This window comes from Clostridium sp. UBA1056 (genome assembly GCA_002316385.1).
In the GTDB taxonomy this organism is placed as follows: domain Bacteria; phylum Bacillota; class Clostridia; order Clostridiales; family Clostridiaceae; genus Clostridium_J.
Window position 1 is genome coordinate 35,721 of record DCDL01000024.1, and the last position, 26,028, is coordinate 61,748.

The following is a 26,028-nucleotide window of genomic DNA, read 5'->3' on the forward strand; positions in this document are numbered from 1 at the left end:
GGATTACAATAGTATTTTTACTATATATAGATAGTATATTATAATAAATAATATTTAAGGGTTTATAATAATTACAAGTAAATATTTAAAGTATTGAAAAACAGACAAGTGATTACTATAATAAAATTATATGAAGTAAAATCAGATGGGAGACATGATGATGAGGAGAATCTTGGATAGTATAATTGAGGATTGTAAAAAATGGACAAGCAAAGGGGAAGTGGCTTCCTATATTCCAGAATTAGCAAAAGCTAATCCTGAAGCTCTTGGTATATGGGTTACTAACTTAGGTGGTGAAGAATATTTTGCAGGGGATTGGGATGTTAAATTTACCATTCAAAGCATATCTAAAGTAGTAACATTAATGTTAGCTCTTTTAGACAATGGCACAGAATACGTTTTTACCAAAGTGGGGATGGAGCCAACAGAGTCAGGTTTTAATTCAATAACTAATTTAGAAATTCATGAACAAAAACAGCCATTAAATCCTATGATAAATGCAGGAGCTATTGCAACGGTATCCTTAATTAATGGAGAAACAGCTGAGGATAAAATTAATAGGATACTTACATTTACAAGAAAGATAACTGGAAATGAAGATATAGGTATAAATTATAATGTCTATGAGAGTGAAAAGAAAACAGCTGATAGAAATAGAGCACTGGCTTACTATATGAAGGGGAACGGCATAATCGAAGGCGATGTAGAGGAAATTTTAGATGTATATTTTAAAGCTTGTTCTATGGAGATAACTTGTAAGGATATAGCTAGAATAGGAGCTATGCTTGCTAATGATGGAGTTCTTTTTACTAATGAAAGAATTATATCTAGGGAAGCTTGTAGAATTGTTAAGACCATAATGGTTACTTGTGGAATGTATGATGCATCCGGAAAATTTGCTGTGCATATAGGAATTCCTGCTAAGAGTGGTGTAGGTGGTGGAATAATGGCTGCAGTACCTAGAAGAATGGGAATTGGAGTTGTAGGTCCTGCCCTTGATGCTGAAGGAAATAGTATAGGTGGAATTAAGATTCTTGAAAGATTATCCCATGAACTAGATTTAAGTATATTTTAAAAGGAGAAAAGTTGATGCTGGGAACTGTAATTTGGAGTAGCTATGGCAGTAGTTGGATATTTGCAGAGTAGATTTATATTCATATACAAAAGAGCCATAACTTTATTAGCACGATTTATTTCTTATTATTCAGGGGATATAGTTATTGCATAAATGACCCGTATTGGCTAGCTTTTGATTATTGTCTTAGCCTTAAACATGATGAGGGTTACAAAATTTAAAGTTATGAATTATGTTCCAACAGTTTTCTTATCAGTATTTATATGACTATTTAGTTATATATGAGCATTTTAATATTTTAACATTTTAATATTTTAACATTTTAAAAAGTTATATAGAAAACCATTTGACATTTTAAAAAGTTAAAATGTTGCTTTATTCATTAATGCTTGATTAGATTTATCATTCAAATTCATAATAAAGTACGGAATGTTGATAGTGTCATCTATAGTGTCTTTACCTAACACAACAGGTTAATGTATAAACCTTCTAATAGAGAGTAAAATCTATATTAGAAGGTTTTGTTAAAATTTATTTAGTAAAGACGTCTTATATATTATAGTTATACTATGGTAGATGAAAATTTATTGTTAAAACATTAAGTTTTATTGTTAATATGATGAAGTAATGTTATAATCATTTATCAAAAGGTTCATGTTTATTTACTTGACTTTAAGTGTTAAAAAGTTAAGAATAATATAGAGGAAGATATAAAAATAAAAGGCAATTTAATAGGGTTGCTAAAATAATTTGAATGGATGTGGTTAAGATTAATAAAGAAAGCCTAGCTGTTTTAGATGGAAATAGTTTATTATATAGAGCATTTTATGCTATACCAGAACTTACAACAAAAGAAGGGGTTTACACTAATGCAGTATATGGATTTCTAAATATGCTTCTTAAAATTAAAGAAGATATAAATCCGAATTATATTGTAGCTACCTTTGATAAGTCATCTAATACATTTAGACATAAGGAATATGAAGATTACAAGGCAGGAAGAAAGAAAACTCCGCCAGAGCTTTCAATGCAATTTCCTATAATAAGAGAAATACTATCCAAGATGGGAATAAGTGTATTTGAATTAGAGGGATATGAGGCAGACGACCTAATAGGTACTATATCTGTTTTAGCAGAAGAAGACGGTATGGAAGTTTATGTGGTAACAGGTGATAAGGATGCTCTTCAACTTGCTACAGATAATGTAAATGTTGTTATAAATAAAAAAGGAATTACTGAAAAAGAAATATATAATAGGGAAAGGTTTATTGAAGATTTTGGAGTTACACCTACCCAATATATAGATGTAAAGGGACTTATGGGAGATAAGTCAGATAATATTCCAGGGGTTCCGGGAATCGGAGAGAAGACAGCGTTTAAGTTAATTAAAGAATATGGAAGCATAGAAGCTGTTCTGATGAATATATCTAATGTAAGTGGTAAAAAGCTTAAAGAATCCCTTCAAGAGTATAGTGAACAAGCAATTTTTAGTAAGAAATTAGCTACAATTATTACTAAAGTTCCAGTAGAAATACCTATGGAACAGTTAAAAACTAAGGGGGACTTTAATAATAGTGAAGTTAGAGATATGTGTTTAAAACTACAATTTAAATCCCTTCTTAGCAAGTTTGAAAATATTTCAGAAGATAGTTCAGAAGTATCTGAAAAACAAAGTGAAAAAGTAATTGATTTTAAAGTTGTAGATAAAATTAAAACTTTAAATGAGTTTATAGCTAACGTAAAAAATAAAATATTTGTAAAGTTTTATGTAGAGAATACAAGTAGCTTTTCTAAACTTAATGTGAAGACCATAGCTGTATTGTCAGAAGGCCAGGCATATATACTTTGCTGTGATAAGCTCATTGGCGAAGATAAGGAAAGTTTTATAAAGTCTATGAAGGAAATTTTTGAGAATCCCAATATTGAAAAGATTACTCATGGTATTAAATATGGGTACACAGCATTCCTAAAGCTTGGTATTGATTTAGATTTAGTAAATTTTGATGTAGAAATAGCAGCTTATTTATTGGATTCATCCAGGTCAGAGTATTCTATAAAAACACTTTATGAAGAAAATCTAGGAAAAACCTTTGGTGGAGACGATGATTCTTTTAAAGCTAATGAGGTTATAGCTATTGGAGAGTTATATACAATTTTAAAAGAAGAAATTAAAGAAGACAATATGGAAGAATTATTATTTAATGTAGAACAACCACTTACTAAGGTTATATCATATATGGAATATGAAGGATTTAACATTAATAAGGATGAATTATCAAATCTGGGAGATAAATTTAGCGGAGAAATCGGAACTCTAACAAAAGAAATATACGATTTAGCAGGAGAAGAATTTAATATAAACTCACCTAAGCAGCTTGGAAAGATATTATTTGAGAAATTAGATTTACCAGTAATTAAGAAAACTAAGACTGGCTACTCTACTAATGCAGAAGTTCTAGATGCCTTAAAGGATAAACACGAAATAATAAATAAAATTTTATATTTTAGACAAATTACAAAACTATATTCTACTTATATAGAAGGTTTAAGAAATGTAATAGATGAAGATGGAAGGATACATTCTAACTTCACTCAAACTGTAACTACTACGGGAAGATTGTCTAGTACAGAGCCTAATCTTCAAAATATACCAATAAAAAATGAAAATGGAAGATCTATAAGAAAGGTCTTCATACCTCATAATAATGATTCTGTAATTTTATCAGCGGACTATTCACAAATCGAACTTAGAGTTCTTGCTCATATATCTGGAGATGAAAATATGATAAGAGCTTTTAGAGATAATGTAGATATTCATACTTCTACAGCCTCAGAAGTATTTAATGTACCGATTGAGGAAGTAACTAAAACTATGAGAAGTAATGCAAAGGCTGTTAACTTCGGAATTGTTTATGGTATAGGTGATTTTAGTCTAGCTCAGGATTTAGGAATTACAAGATTAGAGGCTAAGAAGTATATTGATACATATCTAGAGAGATATGAAAATGTACAGAAGTACATGGATAGAGTAATTGAAGAAGCAGAAGAGAGATCTTATGTAACAACACTTCTTCATAGAAAAAGATATATTCCAGAAATAAAATCCTCTAACAAGATTGTAAAGGCTTTAGGAAAAAGATTAGCTATGAACGCACCTATTCAAGGTAGTGCAGCAGATATTATAAAGATTGCTATGGTGAATGTTGCTAATGAACTTAAATCCAAGCAACTTAAAAGTAGATTGATTTTACAAGTTCATGATGAACTTATACTTAATGTGCATAAAGACGAAATTGATTTTGTAAAGTCTATAGTTAAGAATCAAATGGAAAATGTACTAGATCTTAAAATTCCGTTAGATGTAGATATTTCCATAGGAGATACCTGGTATGAGGCAAAATAATATATTAAAGGTAGGATTAACGGGAGGAATTGGATGCGGAAAGAGTACTATAAGTATGATTTTTAAAGAAAATAATATTCCTGTTATAGATGCAGATAAAATTTCAAGACAAGTGCTTGTAAAACATCCAGAGATTCTATTTCAAATAAGGAAATCTTTTGGGAATGAGTATTTTAATGAGAATGGAGAATTCTTAAGACGTAAAATGGGAAATTTAATATTTTCAGACAAAAGTAAAAAATTTGAATATGAAAATATAATAATGCCTAATATCTTTCAGGATATATTTAATGAAATAGATAGATATAATGATATGGGAGAGGAAATATGCATCATAGATGCACCTACATTAATAGAGAATAAACTTCATACTCATATGGATAAAGTGATTGTTGTCATTGCAAGAGATGAAATACAAATAGAAAGAGTTATGAAGAGAGATAATTTTTCTAAGGAAGAAACAACTATAAGAATAAATAATCAAATGAGTACAAAAGAAAAATGTAAGTTTGCAGACTTTATCATTGATAATAGTGGAGATCTGCAAGAAACGCAGATTGAAGTAATGAAAATTATAAGCAAGCTTAAAAGGATTAGGGGGAAAAATGACTTATAAATCTAATAAAGGAACTAGGAATATCATGTTAATAGTAGTTATAACTATAATTATAATTATTATTGTTAATTTTAAAGTTATACTTAAAAGCTTTTTTCCGCTAGAGTATGAAAAAAGTATTATAGAATATAGCCATATGTATAATGTAGATCCTAATTTAGTGGCAGCAGTAATTAACACGGAGAGTAAATTCTTAGAAGATGCAAGTTCCTCAAAGGGCGCAATAGGATTGATGCAGATAATGCCAGACACAGGTAAATGGATTGCAGAAACCTTACAACTACAGGATTTTAATGAAGCGATGATTAAAAATCCTGAATTGAACATAAGAATGGGAACTTGGTATTTAAGTAAATTAAGTGAAGATTTTAAGGGGGATTATACTCTTACATTAGCTGCTTATAATGGAGGACCAGGAAATGTTACTAAGTGGCTTGAGAATGAGAAGTATTCTAGTGATGGTGAAAATCTTCATAAAATTCCTTTTAAGGAAACTAAAAATTATGTTCAAAGGGTTAGATTTAATCATAGAATGTATAGATATTTATATAATCTAGGTCATAGTGAAAAGTAAAATGTATATTGAATAGATACACTAGTAAAATCCAATTTGGTATAAACTAAATTGGATTTTATTTATTAAGTTCATTTAAATAAAGTTAGCACTGGTTATTGAATCAATTAATAGATAGTGATATAATGATAAAGTAGATTATATAATTTATCATGCAGATGTGGTGGAACGGCAGACACGCTATCTTGAGGGGGTAGTGAGAGAACTCTCGTGCGGGTTCAAATCCCGCCATCTGCACCAAGAGAGCAATGAAAATAACTTTCATTGCTCTCTTTTTGTAATTTGACGTTTCATATAGATATATATATTATTAAAGATTTAATAAAAAGTTGTTCTAAAGATTTTAAATAAGAATATCAATGTAATACGAAATATAAAATTGGAGGACGATTATGGAGAATATGCTTGAGATTGTGAAGAGTATCAATGGAGTATTATGGAATTATATCTTAATATTTTTACTTTGTGGTACTGGGATTTACTTTACTTTTAAGCTAAAATTCGTACAAGTAACAAAATTTAAGGAGAGTTTTAAACTTACCTTTGGTAAGATTAAATTTGGAAATAAGGCAGGTGCTGATGGCATGTCATCATTCCAATCTCTAGCTACAGCTATTGCAGCTCAGGTAGGCACAGGAAATCTAGCTGGAGCTGCTACAGCCATTGCTTCAGGAGGACCAGGAGCAATATTTTGGATGTGGCTTAGTGCATTCTTTGGTATGAGTACAATTTTTGCAGAAGCAACCTTAGCGCAAGAATTTAAAGAAGAAGTTGATGGACAAATTACAGGTGGTCCTGCTTATTATATTAGTAGGGGATTAAAAAATAAAACTCTAGGCAAATGGCTTGCAGGATTTTTTGCTGTAACTATAATACTTGCTCTTGGATTTATAGGTAATATGGTTCAATCCAACTCTATTGGGGGTGCTTTTGAATCAGCATTTAATATTAATTCTAAGATAGTTGGAATAATAATTGCAATACTTGCAGGCATTATTTTTATTGGAGGAGTATCTAGAATAGCTTCTTTTGCTGAAAAGATTGTACCAGTTATGGCTTTATTCTATATTATTGGAAGTCTAATAATAATAATAATGAATTATGCGAATATATTACCCGCGTTTAAAATGATATTTGTAGGAGCATTCAAACCTTCAGCAGTAATGGGTGGAGTTATAGGTGCCACAGTAAAGGAAGCTGTTAGATATGGTATAGCAAGAGGTTTATTCTCAAATGAGGCAGGTATGGGATCTACACCACATGCCCATGCTATTGCAAAAGTAAAACACTCCTCAGAACAAGGTTTAGTTGCTATGATGGGAGTATTTATTGATACTTTTGTTATATTAAATTTAACAGCTCTAGTTATACTTACTACTGGAGCTTTAGAAACAGGAACTTCAGGAATTATTTTAACTCAAGAAGCTTTTAAAATTGGGATGGGGAACTTTGGTGCAATATTTGTTGCCATCTCATTATTTTTCTTTGCTTTTTCTACAATTATAGGATGGTATTTCTTTGGAGAAGCAAATGTAAAATATCTATTTGGTAAAAAAGGCATCACTCCATACAGAATTTTAGTAATAATATTTATATTTATAGGTTCATGTGTTCATGTGGATCTAGTTTGGGAGCTTGCTGATACATTTAATGGACTTATGGTATTACCAAATTTAATAGCACTTCTTGCACTATCTGCCATAGTTAAAAAAAGTTGTGATGATTATATATCTCATAAGAAAAATAATATGTTGTAGAACTTAATAAGATTTATATAAAATCTAAGGTATAAATTATAATTGTACCTTAGATTTTATAGATTAAACGGTGAGACAGATTTATATCTCTAATAGATAAACCATTAAATTATTTTATAATCTATAATTAAGTTCACATATTAAGTTAAGTGTATAGTTCGATTACCTATAATAACAGAATATTAATTTTGTATTGTAAAAGAAAAGTATACTGTAATTAAATGATTACTATTTTATCTATTTGAATATTAAATAGTATCATTACATATTCAAATATGCAATATTATTCAGAATTGTTGAAGAATTAACAATTAAAGCCTATAATGAACGTAAGGTAGTAAGCTGTAATATCATGGGGAGGATATTATGGATAATTTACTGGAAATAGTTAAGAGTATCAACGGAGTTATTTGGAACTATATGTTGATTTTTTTATTATGCGGAACGGGGATTTATTTTACTTTTAAGCTGAAATTTGTTCAGGTTGTAAAGTTTGGGGAAAGCTTTAAGCTTGTTTTTGGAAAAATAAAATTTGGTAAAAAAGCAGGAGCAGACGGAATGTCTTCATTCCAAGCACTAGCAACATCTATAGCTGCACAAGTAGGTACTGGTAATTTAGCAGGGGCTGCTACGGCTATTACAATGGGGGGACCAGGAGCAATTTTTTGGATGTGGGTTAGTGCATTCTTTGGAATGGGAACTATATTTGCTGAAGCAACTTTAGCTCAGCAATATAAGACTGTAGTAAATGGGCAGGTTACTGGTGGTCCAGCTTACTACATTAAAAATGGATTAAAAAATAAAAAATTAGCAAAAGGATTGTCTGTATTTTTTTCAATAACTATTATACTTGCTCTTGGGTTTATTGGAAATATGGTACAAGCAAACTCTATAGGAGGTGCCTTTGAGCAATCCTTTGGAATTGATCCTAGAATAGTAGGTGTAATAATTGCAGTACTGGCAGGTATTATTTTTATAGGAGGAGTTTCACGTATAGCATCTTTTACAGAAAAGATTGTTCCAGTAATGGCATTATTATATATTGTAGGTAGTTTATTTATTATATTTATAAACTATAAAAACATATTGCCAGCCTTAGAAATGATTATAGTTGGAGCATTTAATCCGCAAGCTATAGCTGGAGGTGTTGTAGGAGTTACTGTTAAACAAGCAATCAGATATGGTGTTGCTAGAGGATTATTTTCAAATGAAGCAGGTATGGGTTCAACACCACATGCCCATGCAGTTGCAAAGGTGGAGCATCCATCAGAACAAGGCCTAGTAGCTATGATGGGAGTGTTTATTGATACCTTTGTTATATTAACATTAACAGCTCTTGTAATACTAACTACTGGAGCTTTAGATAGCGGAGCATCAGGAATTGTATTAACTCAAAATGCATTTGCTATTGGTATGGGTGGAGAATTTGGAGGAATATTTATTTCAATCGCTTTATTCTTCTTTGCTTTTTCTACAATTGTTGGTTGGTATTTTTTTGCAGAAGCTAACATAAAATTTTTGTTTGGTGAAAAAGGAGTAAATCCTTATAGAATATTGGTTATGATATTTATATTCTTAGGTTCTTGTGTGCAAGTTGATTTAGTTTGGGAGCTTGCAGATACTTTTAATGGGCTAATGGTATTCCCTAATCTAGTTGCTTTATTAGCATTATCAAAAGGGGTTAAGAAAAGTTTAGATGATTATAATGAAAAGAAAAGTAAGAATTTACTTTGATTTAAAAGAATATTTATGAATTAATTTAGTTGATGGTAATATTAGATTACTAATGTAAAATACACAGCTTATTACCTTAATACTTTCAAGAATATAGAGCTAAGGCCTTCCAGAGTTAAAGATTTTACTTTGGAAGGCTTTATGCTATTATTTAATATATTATAAAATATGTTAGTTCATATGATATACTAAGTATAAGTATTTATTAAAGGATGATGAAGATGGAAAAAGGATATAATATTTCATTATTTGATTTGGAAGAGATAAAAGGAAAGGATGAAAAGGTAAATTTAAATACCGATACTAATGAGCCTTTAGCTCAAAGACTTAAGCCAAGTACTTTAGATGAATTTATAGGGCAAGAGCATATATTAGCTAAAGATAAGTTGTTATATAGGAGTATTAAAGGAGATAGGATTACATCTTTAATATTTTATGGACCACCTGGAGTTGGAAAGACAAGTTTAGCAAAAATTATTGCTAAAACTACAAAATGTAATTATGTAGAACTAAATGCTGTAACTTCTGGTATTAAAGACATAAAGAATGTAATAGATGAAGCAATAAAAGAGATTTCTATGAGTGGAAAGAAAACTATCCTTTTTATAGATGAGATACATAGATTTAATAAAACCCAGCAAGATAGTTTATTACCTCATGTAGAAAAAGGTATAGTAACATTAGTAGGGGCAACTACAGAAAATCCTTTTTTTGAGGTTAATAAAGCGCTTCTATCTAGATCTATGATTTTTAAATTAGAGCCTTTATCAAAGAAAAATATAATGTCATTATTAAATAGAGCACTTATGGATAAAAAGTTAGGGTATGGAAACGTTAATATAAAGTTATATGATGAAGCAAAAGAATTTATATGTGGCAATGCTGGTGGTGACGGACGAAGGGCACTAAATGCTTTAGAGTTAGCAGTATTAACTACTAATAAAAGAGAAGATGGAACAATACATATAACCTTGGATGTAGTAGAAGAATGTATGCAAAAAAAGCAAGTTAGCTATGATAAAGGAGGAGATTATCATTATGATATAATCTCTGCTTTTATAAAAAGTATTAGAGGAAGTGATCCTGATGCCGCTGTACATTATCTTGCTAGAATGCTATATGGTGGAGAAGATCCTGAATTTATAGCTAGAAGGATTGTAATATCAGCAGCTGAGGATATAGGAAATGCAGATCCATATGCACTTTTAATAGCTAATGCTGCTTTAAATGCAGTAAAGTTTATAGGAATGCCAGAAGCGCGAATACCTCTAGCTCAAGCAGTTACTTATTTAGCTGGAGCACCTAAAAGTAATGCAGCTTATAATGCCATTAATTTAGCTCTTGAAGATGTAGAGAAAGAAGAAATAGGTAGAGTTCCACTTCATCTTAGAGGTAGTAATTATAGTGGTTCTCAGGTATTAAATGAAGGGGCCAAGTACAAATATCCTCATGATTATGAAAATCATTATGTTAGGCAACAATATATGCCTAAGGAACTAATTAACAAAAAATATTATATTCCAACTTCAATAGGCTATGAGAAGCGTATAAAAGATAGATTGGACATATTAAAAAATATGAAATAAATTTAAAAAACATAAATAATTTTTCATTTTATGCACATCTTATAAATAGATAACATAGCTTTTAAATAACTTTAATTTAAAAGCTAAAAAATATACTATTTAAATTAAGCATATTTTTATTAATGATTATAGAAATAGTTGGAGGTTATAAGATGAGCAGTAGCAAGTGTATAAAGGTTTCAGGAGCAGATGGAAGAATAATAGAATTAGAATTTATTGATGTGGTTAATGTAGGAAAGAATGAATATGTAATTGCAGGCCCCAAGGATTCAGATGAGGCTTGTGCTTATAAAGTTGTAAGTAGAGAAAATGGAATGGTTGAGTATGCTTCTATAGGAGCTGGCAAAGAATTCAATGAAGTTTTAACTGCTTACAATGCTAAACAGAGTTAACCGTCTTTTTTATCTTAAATAATTAGCATTATGTAAGAAGGGAAGGAAAATTAACATGAGTAAATCTAAGAATAAAAATAAGAAAAATAATCAAATTAAACCATCACAAAAGAGTACTATAGACGAAGTACAAATTTTAAATAGAGATGTACAGGATGCACATCATATTGAAAGTGCTACTTTAATGAATGGATTATTTGGAATAGAAATAAAAGATAGTCTTATAGATCCAGATACAAAATTTTATATATAAATAATTAAAATATAAAGAAATTTATACATGTCTAAATAAATAAATAGTTATAGCAATAAAATAATACAGTAAATATATATTTCTAATATCGCATTGTATTATAAGGTTATATACTATATAATGTAATAATAATGTAATAAGATCTATTTTGAGTAATTTAGGAGGACATGGAAATGGAAGAAATGAATATAATAACACTCACTGATGCAGAAACAATGGAAAAGGTGGAACTAGAAATTGTTGAAGATTTAACTATAGATGGAGAGCACTATGTTATTTTAGCACCTCTTGATGAAGAAGATGATGCTTATGTGTATAAAGTAATTAGAGAAGGCGAAAAAGCTTCATATGAAATGGTTGACGATGAAGATGAATTTAATAGAGTTGTTGAAGAATATAATAGAATCTTTGAAGAAGAGATGGATAAGTAGGGAAAGACAACTTAGATTGTGTACGTTAATGAAAGTGCATAATTACAATTTAATAGATAAGAAGATAACCTTGAATTATCAAGGTTATCTTCTTATTTTATATAGCTGTACTCTTATCAGTATTTATAGTTTTATTTCTTTTTTTTAGTCTAACAGCTGGTTCCTTTGGAAGACCAAACTTAGGAATGAATCTATCCCATCCAGTAAGAGTAAGTAATAGGATTGAAACTACAGCTACGAAAGCCATAAAGTTATATTTAATTATATCTGTAGCAACAAATTGATGTAGTGGATATACTGAAGAAGCAATTCCTACATAGAATCCAATATATACGTGCCAAGGAATTAATTGAGATCCAAATACTCCAAGAGCATCACCGAAGGTTGCATTTCTAAGATATAGCTTATACATATCCTCTTCGCTTCCTTCAACGTTTTTATCAACTAATTCTTTAGTAATAGGTCCAATAGTTACTATTTGAGCCATTTCATCAGAAAGGGCAGCATTACCAGCTAGACATAGAACACCATTCCAGAACATTAATTGTCTTACATTTCTAGATATTTTCAAAACAAGATCTGATAGTGGAGCAAAGGCATTCATTTTAGCCATGATACCACCAAAGGCACCAACCCACATCATCATTACTATAACCCAAGAACCAGCTTCACCAAATCCACTTTCAACTAAACCTAAGAAAGAAGATAAGCTTTCTACAGTTCCAGCAAAGGTACCGAAGATATATGAAGAAGCAATTCCTAAGAATAAGCAAAGTAGAGTAGGGACACCCATAACCGCAGCGATTATAACAAGTATTAGAGGAATTACCATATAGAAAGGAACTCCAGCTTTAACTTGATTCAAAAGTTCAACAGCTGCAGGTTTTTTAGCTTCGATAGCAGACCACGCTTCTGGTGGAATAGCATCAATAGCTAATTTAGCATCAGCTATATCTGTAGGTAAATGCATTCCTAAACTAACAACAAATATAATAATTGCAGTAATAATAAGACATAGTATTGACCAAACCCCTTGACTTCTAATTCTATCAATAACTTCAACCTTTTGAATACCAGAACTTACAACTGTAGTATCAGAAATAAGACCGATATTATCCCCAAAGCAAGCACCACCAGCTATTGAAGCTGTAGTAAGAAGGATATTTCCTCCAACTATATGGTTAAGCCATAAAAAAATAGGTGCACATGCCGCAAAAGTTCCCCAAGAAGTTCCTGTAGCAACTGAAAGTACACAAGTTACTAAGAAGCCAGTTACGGCAACAGTTCTTGCGTTTAATCCAAGAGATAGTGACATATTAACTATGGAAGCACCAACTCCTGTTGACATAAATGCATTAGCCATTGCATAAGCAAACATTAATATAAAGAATACTAAAATAAGTTCCTTTACGTTATCTACTGCTGCATCGATAAGTTCACTGAGTTTAATTTTTTCTGTGATGTAGGCTACAAAGCAAGCAACTATTGTTGCTATTGGTGCCGCTGTGAGTACGTTTACTTTCATAATCATAAGTGTCGCCAATACAAAAATTGGTATAAACTTAAAGGTCGCTTTTAGAAATTTCATTTTTATATCCCCCTATAAAAAATTTTATAGAAAACATAGTTATTTATTTAACTCAATTTTCTATAAACTTAGTGTAAAACGTTTTCTATAAAATATCAAGTAGTTTTCAGAAAAAACACATAAATTAAGCAATTTTATGTAGAAATATAAGACTTTATCCTTAGAATTTGTATTATAAATGAATAAATTGAATTATGTGTAAAAGGAATTTGAAGTTATATTTATAAATATAATAGAATAATGAATAATGATTAAAAGATATGTTATTGTAAAATATAAAAATCTCACAATAATTAAATAATTATTGTGAGATTGAATTTATAGTTTGTTATGCACAAACTTCATCATTAGAATCTGCTTTAGACTTTTGCTTCTTAAGTTTTACTTGAGGTTCTCTTGGCAAACCAAAATTAGGAATAAATCTATCCCATCCAGTAATAGTAAGAAGAAGTAATGAAATTACGGTTACAAAAGCCATGACATTATATTTAATAATATCTGTAGCTATAAATTGATGTAGTGGATATACTGAAGAAAGTATTCCTACATAGAATCCTATGTATACATGCCAAGGAATTAATTGAGATCCAAAAACACCTAATGAACTTGAGAAGGTAGCATTTCTAATACGAAGTTTATACATATCCTCTTCGCTTCCTTCAACATTTTTATCAACTAATTCTTTAATAATAGGTCCAATAGTTACTATTTGAGCCATTTCATCAGAAAGAGCAGCATTACCACCTATACTTAAAACACCATTCCAGAACATTAATTGTTTTACGTTTTTAGAAATTTTCAAAACAAGAGCTGATAGTGGAGCAAAGGCATCCATTTTAGCCATGATACCACCAAAGGCGCCAACCCACATCATCATTACTATAACCCAAGAACCAGCTTCAGCAAATCCACTTTGAACTAATTCTAAGAAAACTGGTAGGCTTTCTACTGTTCCTGCAAAGGAACCAAGGATATAAGAAGAAATAATTCCTAAGAACAAACAAAGTAGAGTAGGTACACCCGTAACAGCGACACCTATAACAAGTAATAGCGGAATTACCATATAGACAGGTACTCCATTTTTAACTTGATTTAAAAGTTCAACAGCTGCAGGCTTTTGAGCTTCAATAGCAGACCATGCCTCTGCTGGAATAGAATCAATTGCTAGTGCAGTATTAGCAGCTTCTGTAGGCAGTTTTAGTGCTATACTCATACCATAAATAATAATTGCAGACACAACAAGACAAATGACAGACCAAACAACTTGAGATTTTACTCTTTCAAGTATCTCAACCTTTTGAATACCAGAACTTACAACTGTAGTATCAGAAATAAGACCGATGTTATCTCCAAAACAAGCACCACCAGCTATTGAAGCTGTAGTAAGAAGAATGTTTCCTCCTAATATGTGGTTAAGCCATAAGAAGATAGGAGCACATGCAGCAAAGGTTCCCCAAGAGGTACCGGTAGCAACAGAAAGTATACCAGTTACTAAGAAGCCACATACAGCAACGCTTCTTGCATTTACTCCAAGAGATAATGCTATGTTAACTATAGAAGCACCAACTCCAGTTGACATAAATGCATTTGCCATTGCATAGGCAAACATTAGTATAAAGAATACTAAAATAAGCTCCTTTACATTATCGATGGAAGCATCGATAAGTTCGTTCAGTTTAATTTTTTCTGTGATGTAGGCTATAAGGCAAGCAACTATTGTTGCTATAGGTGCTGCCGTAAGTACATTAACCTTAAGCATCATTAGACCGGCCAATACAAAGATTGGTACAAATTTTAAAAATCCTTTAAAAGTTTTCATTTATGATCCCCCTATAAATAAATTAAAGTGAATATGGTTATTTTTTTAACCAAACTCTTTACTTTTATTAGTTTAAAACCTTTTCACAAAAATATCAAGCATTTTTCAGAAAAAACACATAAATTATACGATTTTTTATAGAAAAATTAAAAATTTTGAGTTAATATATTAAAATTTAAAATCAAAAAGTAGAAATAGGTAGAAAAAAATTTCAATAAAACAATTATTTCCTAAAAACTATGTAAATGTTTACTAAAATTAATTTTAAAAATTTTAGTATATAAATAATAAATTAAGTAAAATAGAAAAAAGTATTTTAAATTATGAGGAAATATGTATGAAAAAAATTTTAATGTTAAAAAAATAACATATATATAATAAAAACATGCCATTAATATTTTTATTATATTGATGGCATGTTTTAAAATTTAAATAGTTATTTTAATTATCTATTGATCATAGAGTTGTAATCTTACTATTTATAGTTTTGTTTCCTTTTTTTAGTCTAACGGCTGGTTCAGTTGGAAGACCAAATTTAGGAATAAATCTATCCCATCCAGTAAGAGTAAGTAATAGGATTGAAACTACAGCTACGAAAGCCATAAAGTTATATTTAATTATATCTGTAGCAACAAACTGATGTAGTGGATACACTGAAGAAGCAATTCCTATATAGAAGCCAATATATACGTGCCAAGGAATTAATTGAGATCCAAATACTCCAAGAGCATCGCCGAAGGTTGCATTTCTAAGATATAGCTTATACATATCCTCTTTGCTTCCTTCAACGTTTTTATCAACTAATTCTTTAGTAATAGGTCCAATAGTTACTATTTGAGCCATTTCATCAGAAAGGGCAGCATTACCACCTAGACATAGAACACCATTCCAGAACATTAATTGTCTTACATTTCTAGATATTTTCAGAACAAGAGCTGATAGTGGAGCAAAGGCATCCATTTTAGCCATGATACCACCAAAAGCGCCAACCCACATCATCATTACTATAACCCATGAACCCGCTTCACCAAACCCGCTTTCTACTAAACCTAAGAAAGAAGATAAGCTTTCTACAGTTCCAGCAAAAGAACCGAAGATATAAGAAGAACCAATTCCTAAGAATAAGCAAAGTAGAGTAGGGACACCCATAACTGCAACAATTATAACAAGTATTAGAGGAATTATCATATAAAAAGGTACTCCGCTTTTAACTTGATTCAAAAGTTCAACAGCTGCAGGTTTTTTAGCTTCGATAGCAGACCACGCTTCTGGTGGAATAGCATCAATAGCTGATTTAGCATTAGCTACATCAGTAGGTAAATTCATCGCTAAACTAACAACAAAGAAAAGAATTGCAGTAATTATCATACAGATAAGAGACCAAGCACCTTGAGTTCTAACTCTGTCTATAACTTCTACATCTTGAATACCAGAGCTTACAACTGTAGTATCAGAAATAAGACCGATATTATCTCCAAAGCAAGCACCACCAGCTATTGCAGCTGTTGTAAGAAGAATCTCTCCTCCAACTATATGGTTAAGCCATAAGAAAATAGGTGCACATGCAGCAAAAGTTCCCCATGAAGTTCCAGTAGCCACTGAAAGTACACAAGTTACCAAGAAGCCAGTTACGGCAACAGTTCTTGCGTTTAATCCAAGAGATAGTGACATGTTAACTATAGAAGCACCAACTCCTGTTGCCATAAATGCACTTGCCATTGCATAGGCAAACATTAATATAAAGAATACTAGGATGAGACCCTTTACATTATCCACAGCAGCATCAATTAGATCATTCATTTTAATTTTTTCTGTGATGTAGGCTACAAAGCAAGCAACTATTGTTGCTATAGGTGCTGCCGTAAGTACATTAACCTTAAGCATCATTAACCCTGCTAATACGAAGATTGGTAAAAATTTAAACAGTCCTTTTAAAAATTTCATTTTTATATCCCCCTATAAAAATATTTGATAGAATTAATTAAATATTCTACCATATCTTAATTTTAAATATTTTGTGACTAATATCAACAAAAACGACAAAGTTTTAACAAAATTAACGTACTTAATAAGAACTTAACATAATAGTCGAAAAATAAAACAGATAAACCTTATGAATACATAGATGTTTATCTGTTAATAAAATATTATTTAATTAATGTATAAAGTAATGTTAAGTTTTAATAGTCTGATTTAATATTCGACAAGTTGTTTACAATTGCTATAGATGCACTAGCACCAATTCTATTTGCACCTGCATTTATAGCTTCCATTGCATCTTCAGTAGTACGAACTCCACCAGAAGCTTTAACGCCCATATTAGGTCCTACAACCTTTCTCATTAGCGATATATCTTCAGTAGTAGCTCCACCTGTACTAAATCCAGTAGAAGTCTTTACAAAGTCAGCACCAGCTTCTTGAGATAGCTCACAAGCTTTGATTTTCTCTTCTTCAGTTAATAGACAAGTCTCTAAAATAACTTTAACTATGGCTTTACCTTTAGCTGTATCAACAATCTCTTTTATATCGTTTTTTACAAAGTCATAGTCCTTATCTTTTAAAGCGCCCACATTTATAACCATATCTATTTCATTAGCTCCAAGTTCAATAGCTCTAGCCGTTTCAAAGGCTTTGGCCTTAGTATCCATGGTACCTAAAGGAAAGCCTACCACTGTACAAACAAGTACATCAGAGCCCTTAAGTTCCTTTGCTACTAATTCAGTATAACAAGAGTTTACACATACAGATTTAAATTTATATTCCTTTGCTTCGTTACAAATTTTTATAACCTGGTCCTTAGTTGCTTCAGGTTTTAAAATAGTGTGATCAATCATTGATGCTATATTCATTTTTTTACCTCCTAGTGATTAATTTTGATTTCATAATGATCTATCAGTAAATAATACTGACTTTATATAGATTAATATATCTTTATTAATAGAAATTTAAACTTAAAATGATAAGTTAGTTTAATTTTTTTATCATTTTGAAGGAATATTTATCTTGTTTCTTATTTAGCTTAGCACTAATCATATAAGAAATTACCATAGCAGCTAAAGCTGTAAGCACTGAATATACTTCATAATTGGCTAAATTAAGCTTGTTAAATATGTAAAGGCATATTACAAGGGTAATCACTGTAATGATGGTAGGAAAGGCGTAGGCCCAAAATGTCATATTGCTAAAAACTTTATTGTCCATTGATACTAAAACTTTTTCTCCAATAGTAGCAGATTCTGTATTTTCTAAATCCACTAGTATAGTATCTTTAGGACATCCAGATTTACAAGAGGAACATCCACCACCACAACCACCTTTTTTTACGAAGGCAACAGTAGCTATATCTCCGTTAATCTTTTTAATAATACCTTCTTCTTGCATGAAACCACCTCCAAATAAATATAGAAGGCTAAAAGCCTTCTATATTATAACATAAAACTAAATTTTATTATACTGTAGCATTATTATTTTCTGGAGAAGAAATAGACTCACTAACTGCTTTAGTAGGAGCAGGTACTGCCTCTTTCTTTAATACTGGTTTTCTAAGATTTAGTATAGAGTTTTTTGGACATTTATTTGCGCATATTCCGCAATTAACACACTTATTGTAGTCAAACACAGGAATATTATTAACTATCTCAATAGCATCTTTAGGACAATTTTTCATGCAGATACCACAACCGATGCATCCTACATCGCAAGCATCCATAACATCTTTGCCTTTACTTTTATTATTGCAGTCTATTCTAACCTTAGATTTTTTAGGTACAAGATGAATTAATGATTTAGGGCAAGCTGATATACAAGCGCCGCAAGCCACACATTTTTCTTCATCGATAGAAGCCACACCATTAACTATAGATAGTGCACCGAATTCACAAGCCTTAACACAAGAACCAAGACCAAGACATCCGAATTCACAAGTTTTAGAACCACCACCTGGAGCTATAGAAGCTTGATTACAATCTAGAATTCCTATATAGTTGTATTTTTCTCTTGCAACATCAGAAGTTCCTTTACATCTTACGAAAGCCACCATTGGTTCAGAAGTCTCAGCTTCAACTCCAAGGATTGAAGCTATTTTTGTAACTGCTTCAGCTCCACCAGGGCTACATTTATTAGTAGGAGCTGTACCAACAACAACAGCTTCAGCATAAGCATCACATCCAGCAAAACCGCATCCACCACAGTTAGCACCTGGTAAACATTCTCTTACTAGAGGGATTCTTTCATCAACTTCTACTTTAAACTTATTACTTGCATATCCTAATAGGGCACCAAATACTAATCCAAGACCACCTAGACTGACTACAGGAGCCACTAAATTTGATAAATCCATTTAAATTCCCTCCTTTAAACTAAACCGCTAAATCCATAGAAAGCAATAGCCATCAACCCAGCTGTTATTAAAGATATTGGTAATCCTCTAAATGCAGCAGGCATATCAGTATTATCTTCCATTCGCTCTCTTAGGCCTGCAAGAATTACTATAGCAAGTACATATCCAAGAGCTGATCCAAGAGTGTTAGATAATGATTGAGCTAATCCATAACCTTTATCTATGTTTGTAACAGCAACTCCAAGTACTGCACAGTTAGTTGTGATAAGAGGTAAGAATATACCTAGAGATCTATAAAGACCTGGTTGGATTTTCTTAATAACAGTCTCAACAAATTGTACTAGAGCTGCGATAACAAGGATAAAAGCTAATGTTGATAGATATTCCATATGGAAAGGAATTAAAATTAACTTATTTACCACGAAGGTAATAAGAGTAGCGAGTAACATTACAAAGGTAACAGCTGCACCCATACCTTTGGCAGTTTCTGTCTTTTGAGAAACTCCAAGGAAGGAACATATACCTAGAAATTGCCCTAATATTACGTTGTTAACTAGAAGGGCTCCTATAAATATAGTAAATAATTCTTTCATTAAATTTCACCTTCCTTATTTTGTAGTTTTAGACTTCTTAGCTTTTGAAATCTTATATTGATTTAAGCTTGCTAAAAGTATACCAAGAGTTATGAAAGCTCCAGGAGCAGATGTCATAACCATAGCTGGAATATAAGATTTTGGTAGTACTTGGAATCCATAGAATGTTCCATTACCAAGAACTTCTCTGAATGTTGCTAAAATAACTATAGCAAGTCCAAATCCAAGTCCCATACCAATAGCATCAAAAATTGAAGGTAATACCTTATTTTTAGATGCATAAGCTTCAGCTCTACCTAAGATAACACAGTTAACCACTATTAGAGGTAAGAATATTCCAAGAGATTTATATAAGTCAGGAATATAAGCTTGTAATAGGAACTGAATTAAAGTAACGAAGGTAGCAATAACTACGATATAAGCTGGTATTCTGATTTTATCAGGAACAAGTTTTCTAATTAAAGATATAACAGCGTTTGATCCAATTAATACTACGGTAGCAGCAAGAGCCATACCTGCAGCATTATTTACACTGCTTGTAACAGCAAGAGTAGGACACATAGCTAGTACTTGTATGAAAACTGGGTTTTCAGTAATAATACCTGTTTTTAATCTATTAACTAACTCTTTCATTCTACTTTGCTCCTTTCAAGTTTGTATTGTAGTAGTTTATAGCAGTGTTTACACCATTGGTTACTGCTTTAGAAGTAATTGTTGCACCAGTAATTGCTTGAATGTCTGAACCAACAGCAAGTTCAGTTTCAGAAGGAAGCCCTTTAAACTGTTCTGTGAATGTTGGATCCTCTGCTTTGGAACCAAGACCTGGAGTTTCAGTATGACTTAAAATTTTAATTCCAGAAACGGCTCCTTCACCGTTAATACCAACCATTAATTCAATCTCTCCACCATAACCTGAAGAGTTAACTTGGAAAACGTAGCCAGCAGCATTTCCACCGGTTTTGGCTTCAAATAAACCTGTTATATTTTCATTAGTAATATCATCTAAGTCTGTAAATTCTTCTGCCTCTAATACAACTTTCATAGCAGCAGCTTGGTCAGCTTTAGCTTTAGCTTCAATTGGTGCTCTAGTAATATCATGAGCAAATGCAAGAATTAGGCCAGCGATTGCAGTAATTGCAAGTAAAGTTGCTCCTAATTTTAAATTTTCTTTCATTATTTTGCACCTCCGAACACACGTGGACTTGTCCATTTATCAATCATTGGAACTAATAAGTTCATTATTAAGATTGAGTAAGAAACACCTTCAGCATAACCACCGTATAAACGAATTAGTGATGTTAATAAACCACAACCTACACCGAAGATAACTTGACCCATTTTAGTCATAGGAGAAGTAGTATAGTCAGTAGCCATGAATATAGCACCGAGCATTAATCCACCAATGAAAATTTCATATATTCCATTACCAGTCATAAATCCATCTCTACCTAGTACTGTAGTAATTACAAAAACAGTACCAATATATGTAACAGGGATGTGCCATGTTATAACTTTTCTATATAAAAGATAAGCTCCACCAATAAGTAATGCTAAAGCAGAAACTTCTCCGATACATCCAGCTACGTTAGATCCTATAAATGCATCTAGAGTATTAGGAAGTACTCCACCACCGTTACGAAGAATAGCTAGTGGAGTAGCTGTACTTACTCCATTTAAAGTCCACTCAGTCATTTGACTTGGGTAAGCAGCAAGTAAGAAAGCTCTTCCAGCTAGTGCAGGGTTCATGATATTTTGACCAAGACCACCAAAAAAGCATTTAACAACAATAATAGCAAATGCACTACCAACAGCAACCATCCAAAGAGGAAGTGTAGGTGGTAAGTTAAAAGCAAGTAATATTCCAGTGATTACTGCACTTAAATCCTTTAATGAATTTGGTCTTTTAGTAATTTTATTAAATAAGTATTCGCTAAGCATTGCAGAAGCAACAGCTGTTATTACAACTAAGGCTGCATCTTTCCCAAAGAAGTAAATACCTGCTATAGTAGCTGGTAATAATGCAATTAGTACATCTCTCATTACATTTGAAACGGTTTCCTTAGATTTAATATGGGGCGATACTGATACGTTATATAAATTTCCAGACATTATGTTCACCTCTACTTTTTCTTTCTATTAGTCATAACTCTTTTTTTACCCTCTTTGCAAGTTTGAGTTAAATTTCTCTTAGCAGGGCAAGAATAGCTACAAGCACCACATTCAATGCAGTTAAGTCCGCCAATTTTTTCAAAGTTTTCATAATCGCCTCTTACAACTAGAGCATTAAGTCTATTTGGCAATAAGAACATTGGACATGCATTGACACATTTTCCACATCTAATACAGTTTGACTCAACAGTTGGTATAGCTTCAGCCTTTGTAAGGCAAAGTATACCAGAAGTTCCTTTTATTGCAGGAATATCTAAAGTAAATAGTGCAGTTCCCATCATAGGACCACCACTAATAACCTTAATAGGTTCCTCGTTAAATCCGTCACAGTAATCAATAAGTTCTTTTAAATTTGTACCGAATTTAACTCTAAGATTTTTTGGTGTTTTTACAGCTCCACCAGTAACAGTAACTATTCTTTCAGTAAGTGGCTTACCAAGAATAACTGCTTCTCTTATAGCGAATATAGTAGCTACGTTTTGAACTATGCAACCAGCATCAGCAGGTAATTTCCCAGCTGGAACTTCCCTCTTAGTAACTGAATAAATTAACTGTTTTTCAGCACCTTGTGGATACTTAGTTTTAAGTTCTGCCACCTCGACATTTTTAATAGATTCTACAATCGCTTTCATTATAGTTATAGCATCATTTTTGTTATTCTCAATGCCTAAGAAGATTTTAACATCTGGGAACATTTGAGCAACAATTTCTAAACCTTCAGCTATTTCCTTTGAATATTGTAGCATTAATTGATGGTCACAAGTTAAGTACGGTTCACATTCAGCTGCATTGATAATAATAGTATCAATAGTACATTCTTTTGGTGGATTTAGCTTTACATGAGTTGGAAAGCAAGCTCCTCCAAGGCCTACGATACCCGCTTCTTGAATTATTTCTAATAATTCAGTCTTAGATAAGTTTTTGTAATTTTCATGTGGCGTATAAGCTACTTCTTCATAATTATTATCATTTTCGATAACAACACTCATAACTTTTGAACCACTTGATGTGAGCATAGGTGTTACATTTTTAACGATTCCAGATACACTAGAATAAATGTTAGATGAAACAAAAGAGGTGCTAGCACCTATTTTCTGCCCAACTAGTACTTTATCTCCCTTTTTTACAATCGGTTCGCATGGAGCACCTATATGTTGGCTCATAGGGAACACTAAATCACCCTTTGGAAGATAGGTTTCGATTTCTTTTTTTTCTGAAAAATGTTTTCCATGAGGCGGATGAATGCCTCGTTTAAAAGTTAAAAGTCCCATAATATTCCTCCATTCCTATAGTATAAATAATAAAGACATTGTATTAATGACTCCTATAGTACAAACTTTATTATAACTCGAAAATCTTTATGGCGCAATATATTCAATTGTTTATATAATTTAAAAATAATTAAAATTACAATTAATAACCCTTAGAAAGGGATTGTAAGTTATACGTATTTTGTCTAATATGTGGATATTTTTTATTTATGATTAAAATAATCTAATATAGATATGTGAAGAAATTAACTATTCAAATGGTAAAATATAAAAGTTTTATTATGATAAAAATATATGGGTAAAATAATGTTGCACGTTTATTCTCAATATGATAGTATTAGATAAACAAATGTTTACTAAATAAAGAAATATTAAGAGGGAGAAATGATGACAAATAGAGAAGAAGAAATATTAAATCTTATAAAGGATAATCCCTTAATATCTCAAAATGAAATAGCAGATATGCTTAAGATTACCAGATCATCTGTAGGAGTTCATATAGGAAATCTTATAAAAAAAGGATATATTTCAGGCAGAGGATATGTAATGAATAAAGAAAATTTTGTATCTATAATTGGAGGAACTAATATAGATATAGTAGGATTTTCTAATGATGAGCTAAGACTTAATGATTCCAATCCTGGAAATATAAAATTTTCTTTAGGTGGAGTTGGTAGGAATATAGGTGAGAATTTAGCTAGATTGGAAGTTGCTACCAAACTAATTTCTGTTATAGGAAACGATATATATGGACGTAAAGTCATGGATGAGGGAAGAGAAATTGGGTTAGATTTAGAACATAGTCTTAAATTAGACGGGGAATCTACATCTATATACATGTCTGTTCTTGATAATTCTGGAGATATGAAGGTAGCTATTTCATCTATGGATATCTATAATAAGATGACTATAGAGTTTATTAAAACTAAAAAATCGGTAATTGAAAATTCTAAAATATGTATCATTGATACTAATATACCTAAGGAAGTAATAGAATATGCAGTTAATAATTTTAAAAATACAAAATTTTTTTTAGATACTGTATCATCATCTAAGGCTATTAAGGTAAAAGATATCATCCATAAGTTTCATACTATTAAGCCTAACAAAATTGAAGCTGAGATTTTATCTGGAATGAAAATCAATACTATGGAAGATGTAGTAAAAGTTAGTGATTACTTCTTGAGCCTAGGAGTTAAAAATGTATTTATAAGCTTAGGTGAAGAAGGTGTATATTATAATGATGGAATAAGCAAAGGATTATTTATACCACCTAAAGTTAAAGTTATTAATGCCAATGGAGCAGGGGATGCCTTTGTGGCTGGATTAGTATATTCAAGTATGAATAATTTTAACCTTATACATACTTTGAAATTCGCTTCAACTTGCTCTTCGCTAGCAATTACCCATAAAGATACTATAAATCCAAACATGTCTTTGGAAAATATAAATAAAAAAATGGAGGAGAATAAATCATGTTAGAAAAATATTTAGATATAAATCCAGAGGTTAGAGCAGCATTAAAGGAAGGAAAACCAGTAGTTGCTTTAGAATCAACTATAATATCTCATGGGATGCCTTATCCTAAAAATGTAGAGACTGCATTAAAGGTTGAAAGCATAATTAGAGAAAATGGAGCAATCCCAGCTACAATAGCTATTCTTGAAGGAAGATTAAAGGTTGGATTAACTACTGAAGAAGTTGAATTTTTAGGAAAAACTTCAGGAGTAATAAAAACTAGTAGAAGAGATATACCTTTTATAGTTGCTAATAAATTAAATGGAGCTACTACTGTTGCATCTACAATGATTATTGCAGCACTTGCTGGAATTAAAGTATTTGCTACAGGTGGAATTGGAGGAGTTCATAGAGGCGCTGAGCAGACTATGGATATATCAGCTGACCTTGAAGAATTATCTATGACTGACGTGGCTGTAGTATGCGCTGGATGTAAATCTATCTTAGATATAGGATTAACTCGTGAATATTTAGAAACTAAAGGAGTGCCTGTAGTAGGATTCCAAACAGAAGAATTACCAGCATTCTATACAAGAAAATCTGGATTTAAAGTAGATTATAAAGTAGACAATGAAGAAATACTTGCAAAAGCGTTAAAAGCTAAATGGGATTTAGGCTTAGAAGGTGGAATGGTTGTTGCTAATCCAATACCAGAAGAGTTTGAAATGGATTATGATACAATTAATAACGCTATAAATGTAGCTGTTAAAGAAGCTGAAGAGAAGGGTATATTAGGAAAAGAAAGCACACCATTTTTGCTTGCTAAGGTTAAAGAAATCACAGGTGGATCAAGCTTAGAATCTAATATTCAATTAGTATTTAATAATGCTAAGGTTGGTGCAAGACTTGCTGTAGAACTTTCTAAATTATAATAATGTTTACATCTTTAAAATAAATATATAGTAGTTAA

At 31.4% G+C, this 26,028-nt stretch carries 23 protein-coding genes and 1 tRNA gene; 13 read left to right on the forward strand and 11 right to left on the reverse strand.

Annotated features, from left to right (window positions below; all coding sequences use genetic code 11):
- Positions 1-160 precede the first annotated feature (160 nt).
- The 11 genes from glsA (at position 161) to B3W71_RS07180 (ending at position 11,821) form a co-directional block, all read left to right on the forward strand.
- Positions 161-1,075 (forward strand): glutaminase A, encoded by a 915-nt coding sequence (gene glsA / locus B3W71_RS07130; RefSeq protein ID WP_346888250.1) that lies wholly within the window; start codon positions 161-163, stop codon positions 1,073-1,075.
- Positions 1,076-1,844: 769 nt separating this feature from the next.
- Positions 1,845-4,478 carry a DNA polymerase I gene (polA, locus tag B3W71_RS07135; RefSeq protein ID WP_346888549.1) on the forward strand — a complete coding sequence of 878 codons (2,634 nt, stop codon included), beginning with the start codon at positions 1,845-1,847 and terminating at the stop codon, positions 4,476-4,478.
- Between the two features lies 1 nt (position 4,479).
- Entirely contained in the window at positions 4,480-5,094 is a 615-nt protein-coding gene (coaE, locus tag B3W71_RS07140; protein WP_346888550.1) for a dephospho-CoA kinase, read from the forward strand.
- Positions 5,084-5,668 (forward strand): lytic transglycosylase domain-containing protein, encoded by a 585-nt coding sequence (locus B3W71_RS07145; RefSeq protein ID WP_346888251.1) that lies wholly within the window; start codon positions 5,084-5,086, stop codon positions 5,666-5,668. The genes coaE and B3W71_RS07145 overlap by 11 nt, the downstream gene beginning before the upstream one ends.
- A gap of 154 nt (positions 5,669-5,822) precedes the next feature.
- Positions 5,823-5,908, forward strand: a tRNA-Leu gene (locus B3W71_RS07150).
- A gap of 152 nt (positions 5,909-6,060) precedes the next feature.
- Positions 6,061-7,425: a sodium:alanine symporter family protein gene (locus tag B3W71_RS07155; RefSeq protein WP_346888252.1), complete on the forward strand. Its 1,365-nt coding sequence runs from the start codon at positions 6,061-6,063 to the stop codon at positions 7,423-7,425.
- A gap of 366 nt (positions 7,426-7,791) precedes the next feature.
- Entirely contained in the window at positions 7,792-9,159 is a 1,368-nt protein-coding gene (locus B3W71_RS07160) for a sodium:alanine symporter family protein (protein WP_346888253.1), read from the forward strand.
- Positions 9,160-9,380: 221 nt separating this feature from the next.
- The gene (locus B3W71_RS07165; protein ID WP_414631999.1) at positions 9,381-10,745 is read left to right on the forward strand and encodes a replication-associated recombination protein A; all 1,365 of its coding nucleotides are present in this window, start codon (positions 9,381-9,383) and stop codon (positions 10,743-10,745) included.
- Between the two features lie 152 nt (positions 10,746-10,897).
- Positions 10,898-11,137 (forward strand): DUF1292 domain-containing protein, encoded by a 240-nt coding sequence (locus B3W71_RS07170; RefSeq protein WP_346888255.1) that lies wholly within the window; start codon positions 10,898-10,900, stop codon positions 11,135-11,137.
- A gap of 55 nt (positions 11,138-11,192) precedes the next feature.
- On the forward strand, positions 11,193-11,390 hold the full coding sequence (locus B3W71_RS07175; protein WP_346888256.1) for a hypothetical protein: 198 nt from the start codon (positions 11,193-11,195) through the stop codon (positions 11,388-11,390).
- A 173-nt stretch (positions 11,391-11,563) separates the two neighbouring features.
- On the forward strand, positions 11,564-11,821 hold the full coding sequence (locus tag B3W71_RS07180; RefSeq protein ID WP_346888257.1) for a DUF1292 domain-containing protein: 258 nt from the start codon (positions 11,564-11,566) through the stop codon (positions 11,819-11,821).
- A 97-nt stretch (positions 11,822-11,918) separates the two neighbouring features.
- On the opposite strand, the gene B3W71_RS07185 is transcribed toward B3W71_RS07180, so the two are convergent.
- From B3W71_RS07185 to rsxC, 11 genes are all read right to left on the reverse strand, one after another.
- Complete coding sequence (locus B3W71_RS07185) at positions 11,919-13,409, reverse strand: Na+/H+ antiporter NhaC family protein (RefSeq protein ID WP_346888258.1); 1,491 nt, start codon at positions 13,407-13,409, stop codon at positions 11,919-11,921.
- A gap of 328 nt (positions 13,410-13,737) precedes the next feature.
- Positions 13,738-15,228, reverse strand: coding sequence for a Na+/H+ antiporter NhaC family protein (locus tag B3W71_RS07190; RefSeq protein ID WP_346888259.1), 1,491 nt, complete (start codon positions 15,226-15,228; stop codon positions 13,738-13,740).
- Between the two features lie 456 nt (positions 15,229-15,684).
- Positions 15,685-17,172, reverse strand: coding sequence for a Na+/H+ antiporter NhaC family protein (locus tag B3W71_RS07195; protein ID WP_346888260.1), 1,488 nt, complete (start codon positions 17,170-17,172; stop codon positions 15,685-15,687).
- 236 nt (positions 17,173-17,408) lie between these two features.
- Positions 17,409-18,077, reverse strand: a complete 669-nt coding sequence (gene deoC, locus B3W71_RS07200) for a deoxyribose-phosphate aldolase (RefSeq protein WP_346888261.1) — start codon at positions 18,075-18,077, stop codon at positions 17,409-17,411.
- Positions 18,078-18,192: 115 nt separating this feature from the next.
- On the reverse strand, positions 18,193-18,609 hold the full coding sequence (locus B3W71_RS07205) for a SoxR reducing system RseC family protein (RefSeq protein ID WP_346888262.1): 417 nt from the start codon (positions 18,607-18,609) through the stop codon (positions 18,193-18,195).
- A gap of 67 nt (positions 18,610-18,676) precedes the next feature.
- Positions 18,677-19,567: an RnfABCDGE type electron transport complex subunit B gene (locus B3W71_RS07210; protein ID WP_346888263.1), complete on the reverse strand. Its 891-nt coding sequence runs from the start codon at positions 19,565-19,567 to the stop codon at positions 18,677-18,679.
- A 14-nt stretch (positions 19,568-19,581) separates the two neighbouring features.
- Entirely contained in the window at positions 19,582-20,160 is a 579-nt protein-coding gene (locus tag B3W71_RS07215; protein ID WP_346888264.1) for an electron transport complex protein RnfA, read from the reverse strand.
- Positions 20,161-20,175: 15 nt separating this feature from the next.
- A complete protein-coding gene (locus B3W71_RS07220) occupies positions 20,176-20,793 on the reverse strand; it encodes an electron transport complex subunit E (RefSeq protein WP_346888265.1) in 618 nt (205 codons plus the stop codon).
- A 1-nt stretch (position 20,794) separates the two neighbouring features.
- On the reverse strand, positions 20,795-21,334 hold the full coding sequence (locus B3W71_RS07225) for an RnfABCDGE type electron transport complex subunit G (protein ID WP_346888266.1): 540 nt from the start codon (positions 21,332-21,334) through the stop codon (positions 20,795-20,797).
- Positions 21,334-22,269 carry an RnfABCDGE type electron transport complex subunit D gene (locus B3W71_RS07230; protein WP_346888267.1) on the reverse strand — a complete coding sequence of 312 codons (936 nt, stop codon included), beginning with the start codon at positions 22,267-22,269 and terminating at the stop codon, positions 21,334-21,336. Before B3W71_RS07230 ends, B3W71_RS07225 begins: the two co-directional genes overlap by 1 nt.
- Before the next feature lie 11 nt (positions 22,270-22,280).
- A complete protein-coding gene (gene rsxC / locus B3W71_RS07235; protein WP_346888268.1) occupies positions 22,281-23,600 on the reverse strand; it encodes an electron transport complex subunit RsxC in 1,320 nt (439 codons plus the stop codon).
- 387 nt (positions 23,601-23,987) lie between these two features.
- On the opposite strand from rsxC, the gene B3W71_RS07240 reads away from it, so the two are divergent.
- Both B3W71_RS07240 and B3W71_RS07245 read left to right on the forward strand, forming a co-directional pair.
- Entirely contained in the window at positions 23,988-25,082 is a 1,095-nt protein-coding gene (locus B3W71_RS07240) for a PfkB family carbohydrate kinase (protein WP_346888551.1), read from the forward strand.
- Positions 25,076-25,990: a pseudouridine-5'-phosphate glycosidase gene (locus tag B3W71_RS07245; RefSeq protein ID WP_346888269.1), complete on the forward strand. Its 915-nt coding sequence runs from the start codon at positions 25,076-25,078 to the stop codon at positions 25,988-25,990. The genes B3W71_RS07240 and B3W71_RS07245 overlap by 7 nt, the downstream gene beginning before the upstream one ends.
- Positions 25,991-26,028: the final 38 nt, after the last annotated feature.

What these genes read in the sequence shown, in the direction of transcription:
- glsA (WP_346888250.1), top strand. Translation starts at nt 161, where the DNA reads ATGAGGAGAATCTTGGATAGTATAATTGAGGATTGTAAAAAATGGACA.
- B3W71_RS07145 (WP_346888251.1), top strand. Translation starts at nt 5,084, where the DNA reads ATGACTTATAAATCTAATAAAGGAACTAGGAATATCATGTTAATAGTA.
- B3W71_RS07155 (WP_346888252.1), top strand. Translation starts at nt 6,061, where the DNA reads ATGGAGAATATGCTTGAGATTGTGAAGAGTATCAATGGAGTATTATGG.
- B3W71_RS07160 (WP_346888253.1), top strand. Translation starts at nt 7,792, where the DNA reads ATGGATAATTTACTGGAAATAGTTAAGAGTATCAACGGAGTTATTTGG.
- B3W71_RS07165 (WP_414631999.1), top strand. Translation starts at nt 9,381, where the DNA reads ATGGAAAAAGGATATAATATTTCATTATTTGATTTGGAAGAGATAAAA.
- B3W71_RS07170 (WP_346888255.1), top strand. Translation starts at nt 10,898, where the DNA reads ATGAGCAGTAGCAAGTGTATAAAGGTTTCAGGAGCAGATGGAAGAATA.
- B3W71_RS07175 (WP_346888256.1), top strand. Translation starts at nt 11,193, where the DNA reads ATGAGTAAATCTAAGAATAAAAATAAGAAAAATAATCAAATTAAACCA.
- B3W71_RS07180 (WP_346888257.1), top strand. Translation starts at nt 11,564, where the DNA reads ATGGAAGAAATGAATATAATAACACTCACTGATGCAGAAACAATGGAA.
- B3W71_RS07185 (WP_346888258.1), bottom strand. Translation starts at nt 13,409, where the DNA reads ATGAAATTTCTAAAAGCGACCTTTAAGTTTATACCAATTTTTGTATTG.
- B3W71_RS07190 (WP_346888259.1), bottom strand. Translation starts at nt 15,228, where the DNA reads ATGAAAACTTTTAAAGGATTTTTAAAATTTGTACCAATCTTTGTATTG.
- B3W71_RS07195 (WP_346888260.1), bottom strand. Translation starts at nt 17,172, where the DNA reads ATGAAATTTTTAAAAGGACTGTTTAAATTTTTACCAATCTTCGTATTA.
- deoC (WP_346888261.1), bottom strand. Translation starts at nt 18,077, where the DNA reads ATGAATATAGCATCAATGATTGATCACACTATTTTAAAACCTGAAGCA.
- B3W71_RS07205 (WP_346888262.1), bottom strand. Translation starts at nt 18,609, where the DNA reads ATGCAAGAAGAAGGTATTATTAAAAAGATTAACGGAGATATAGCTACT.
- B3W71_RS07210 (WP_346888263.1), bottom strand. Translation starts at nt 19,567, where the DNA reads ATGGATTTATCAAATTTAGTGGCTCCTGTAGTCAGTCTAGGTGGTCTT.
- B3W71_RS07215 (WP_346888264.1), bottom strand. Translation starts at nt 20,160, where the DNA reads ATGAAAGAATTATTTACTATATTTATAGGAGCCCTTCTAGTTAACAAC.
- B3W71_RS07220 (WP_346888265.1), bottom strand. Translation starts at nt 20,793, where the DNA reads ATGAAAGAGTTAGTTAATAGATTAAAAACAGGTATTATTACTGAAAAC.
- B3W71_RS07225 (WP_346888266.1), bottom strand. Translation starts at nt 21,334, where the DNA reads ATGAAAGAAAATTTAAAATTAGGAGCAACTTTACTTGCAATTACTGCA.
- B3W71_RS07230 (WP_346888267.1), bottom strand. Translation starts at nt 22,269, where the DNA reads ATGTCTGGAAATTTATATAACGTATCAGTATCGCCCCATATTAAATCT.
- rsxC (WP_346888268.1), bottom strand. Translation starts at nt 23,600, where the DNA reads ATGGGACTTTTAACTTTTAAACGAGGCATTCATCCGCCTCATGGAAAA.
- B3W71_RS07240 (WP_346888551.1), top strand. Translation starts at nt 23,988, where the DNA reads ATGACAAATAGAGAAGAAGAAATATTAAATCTTATAAAGGATAATCCC.
- B3W71_RS07245 (WP_346888269.1), top strand. Translation starts at nt 25,076, where the DNA reads ATGTTAGAAAAATATTTAGATATAAATCCAGAGGTTAGAGCAGCATTA.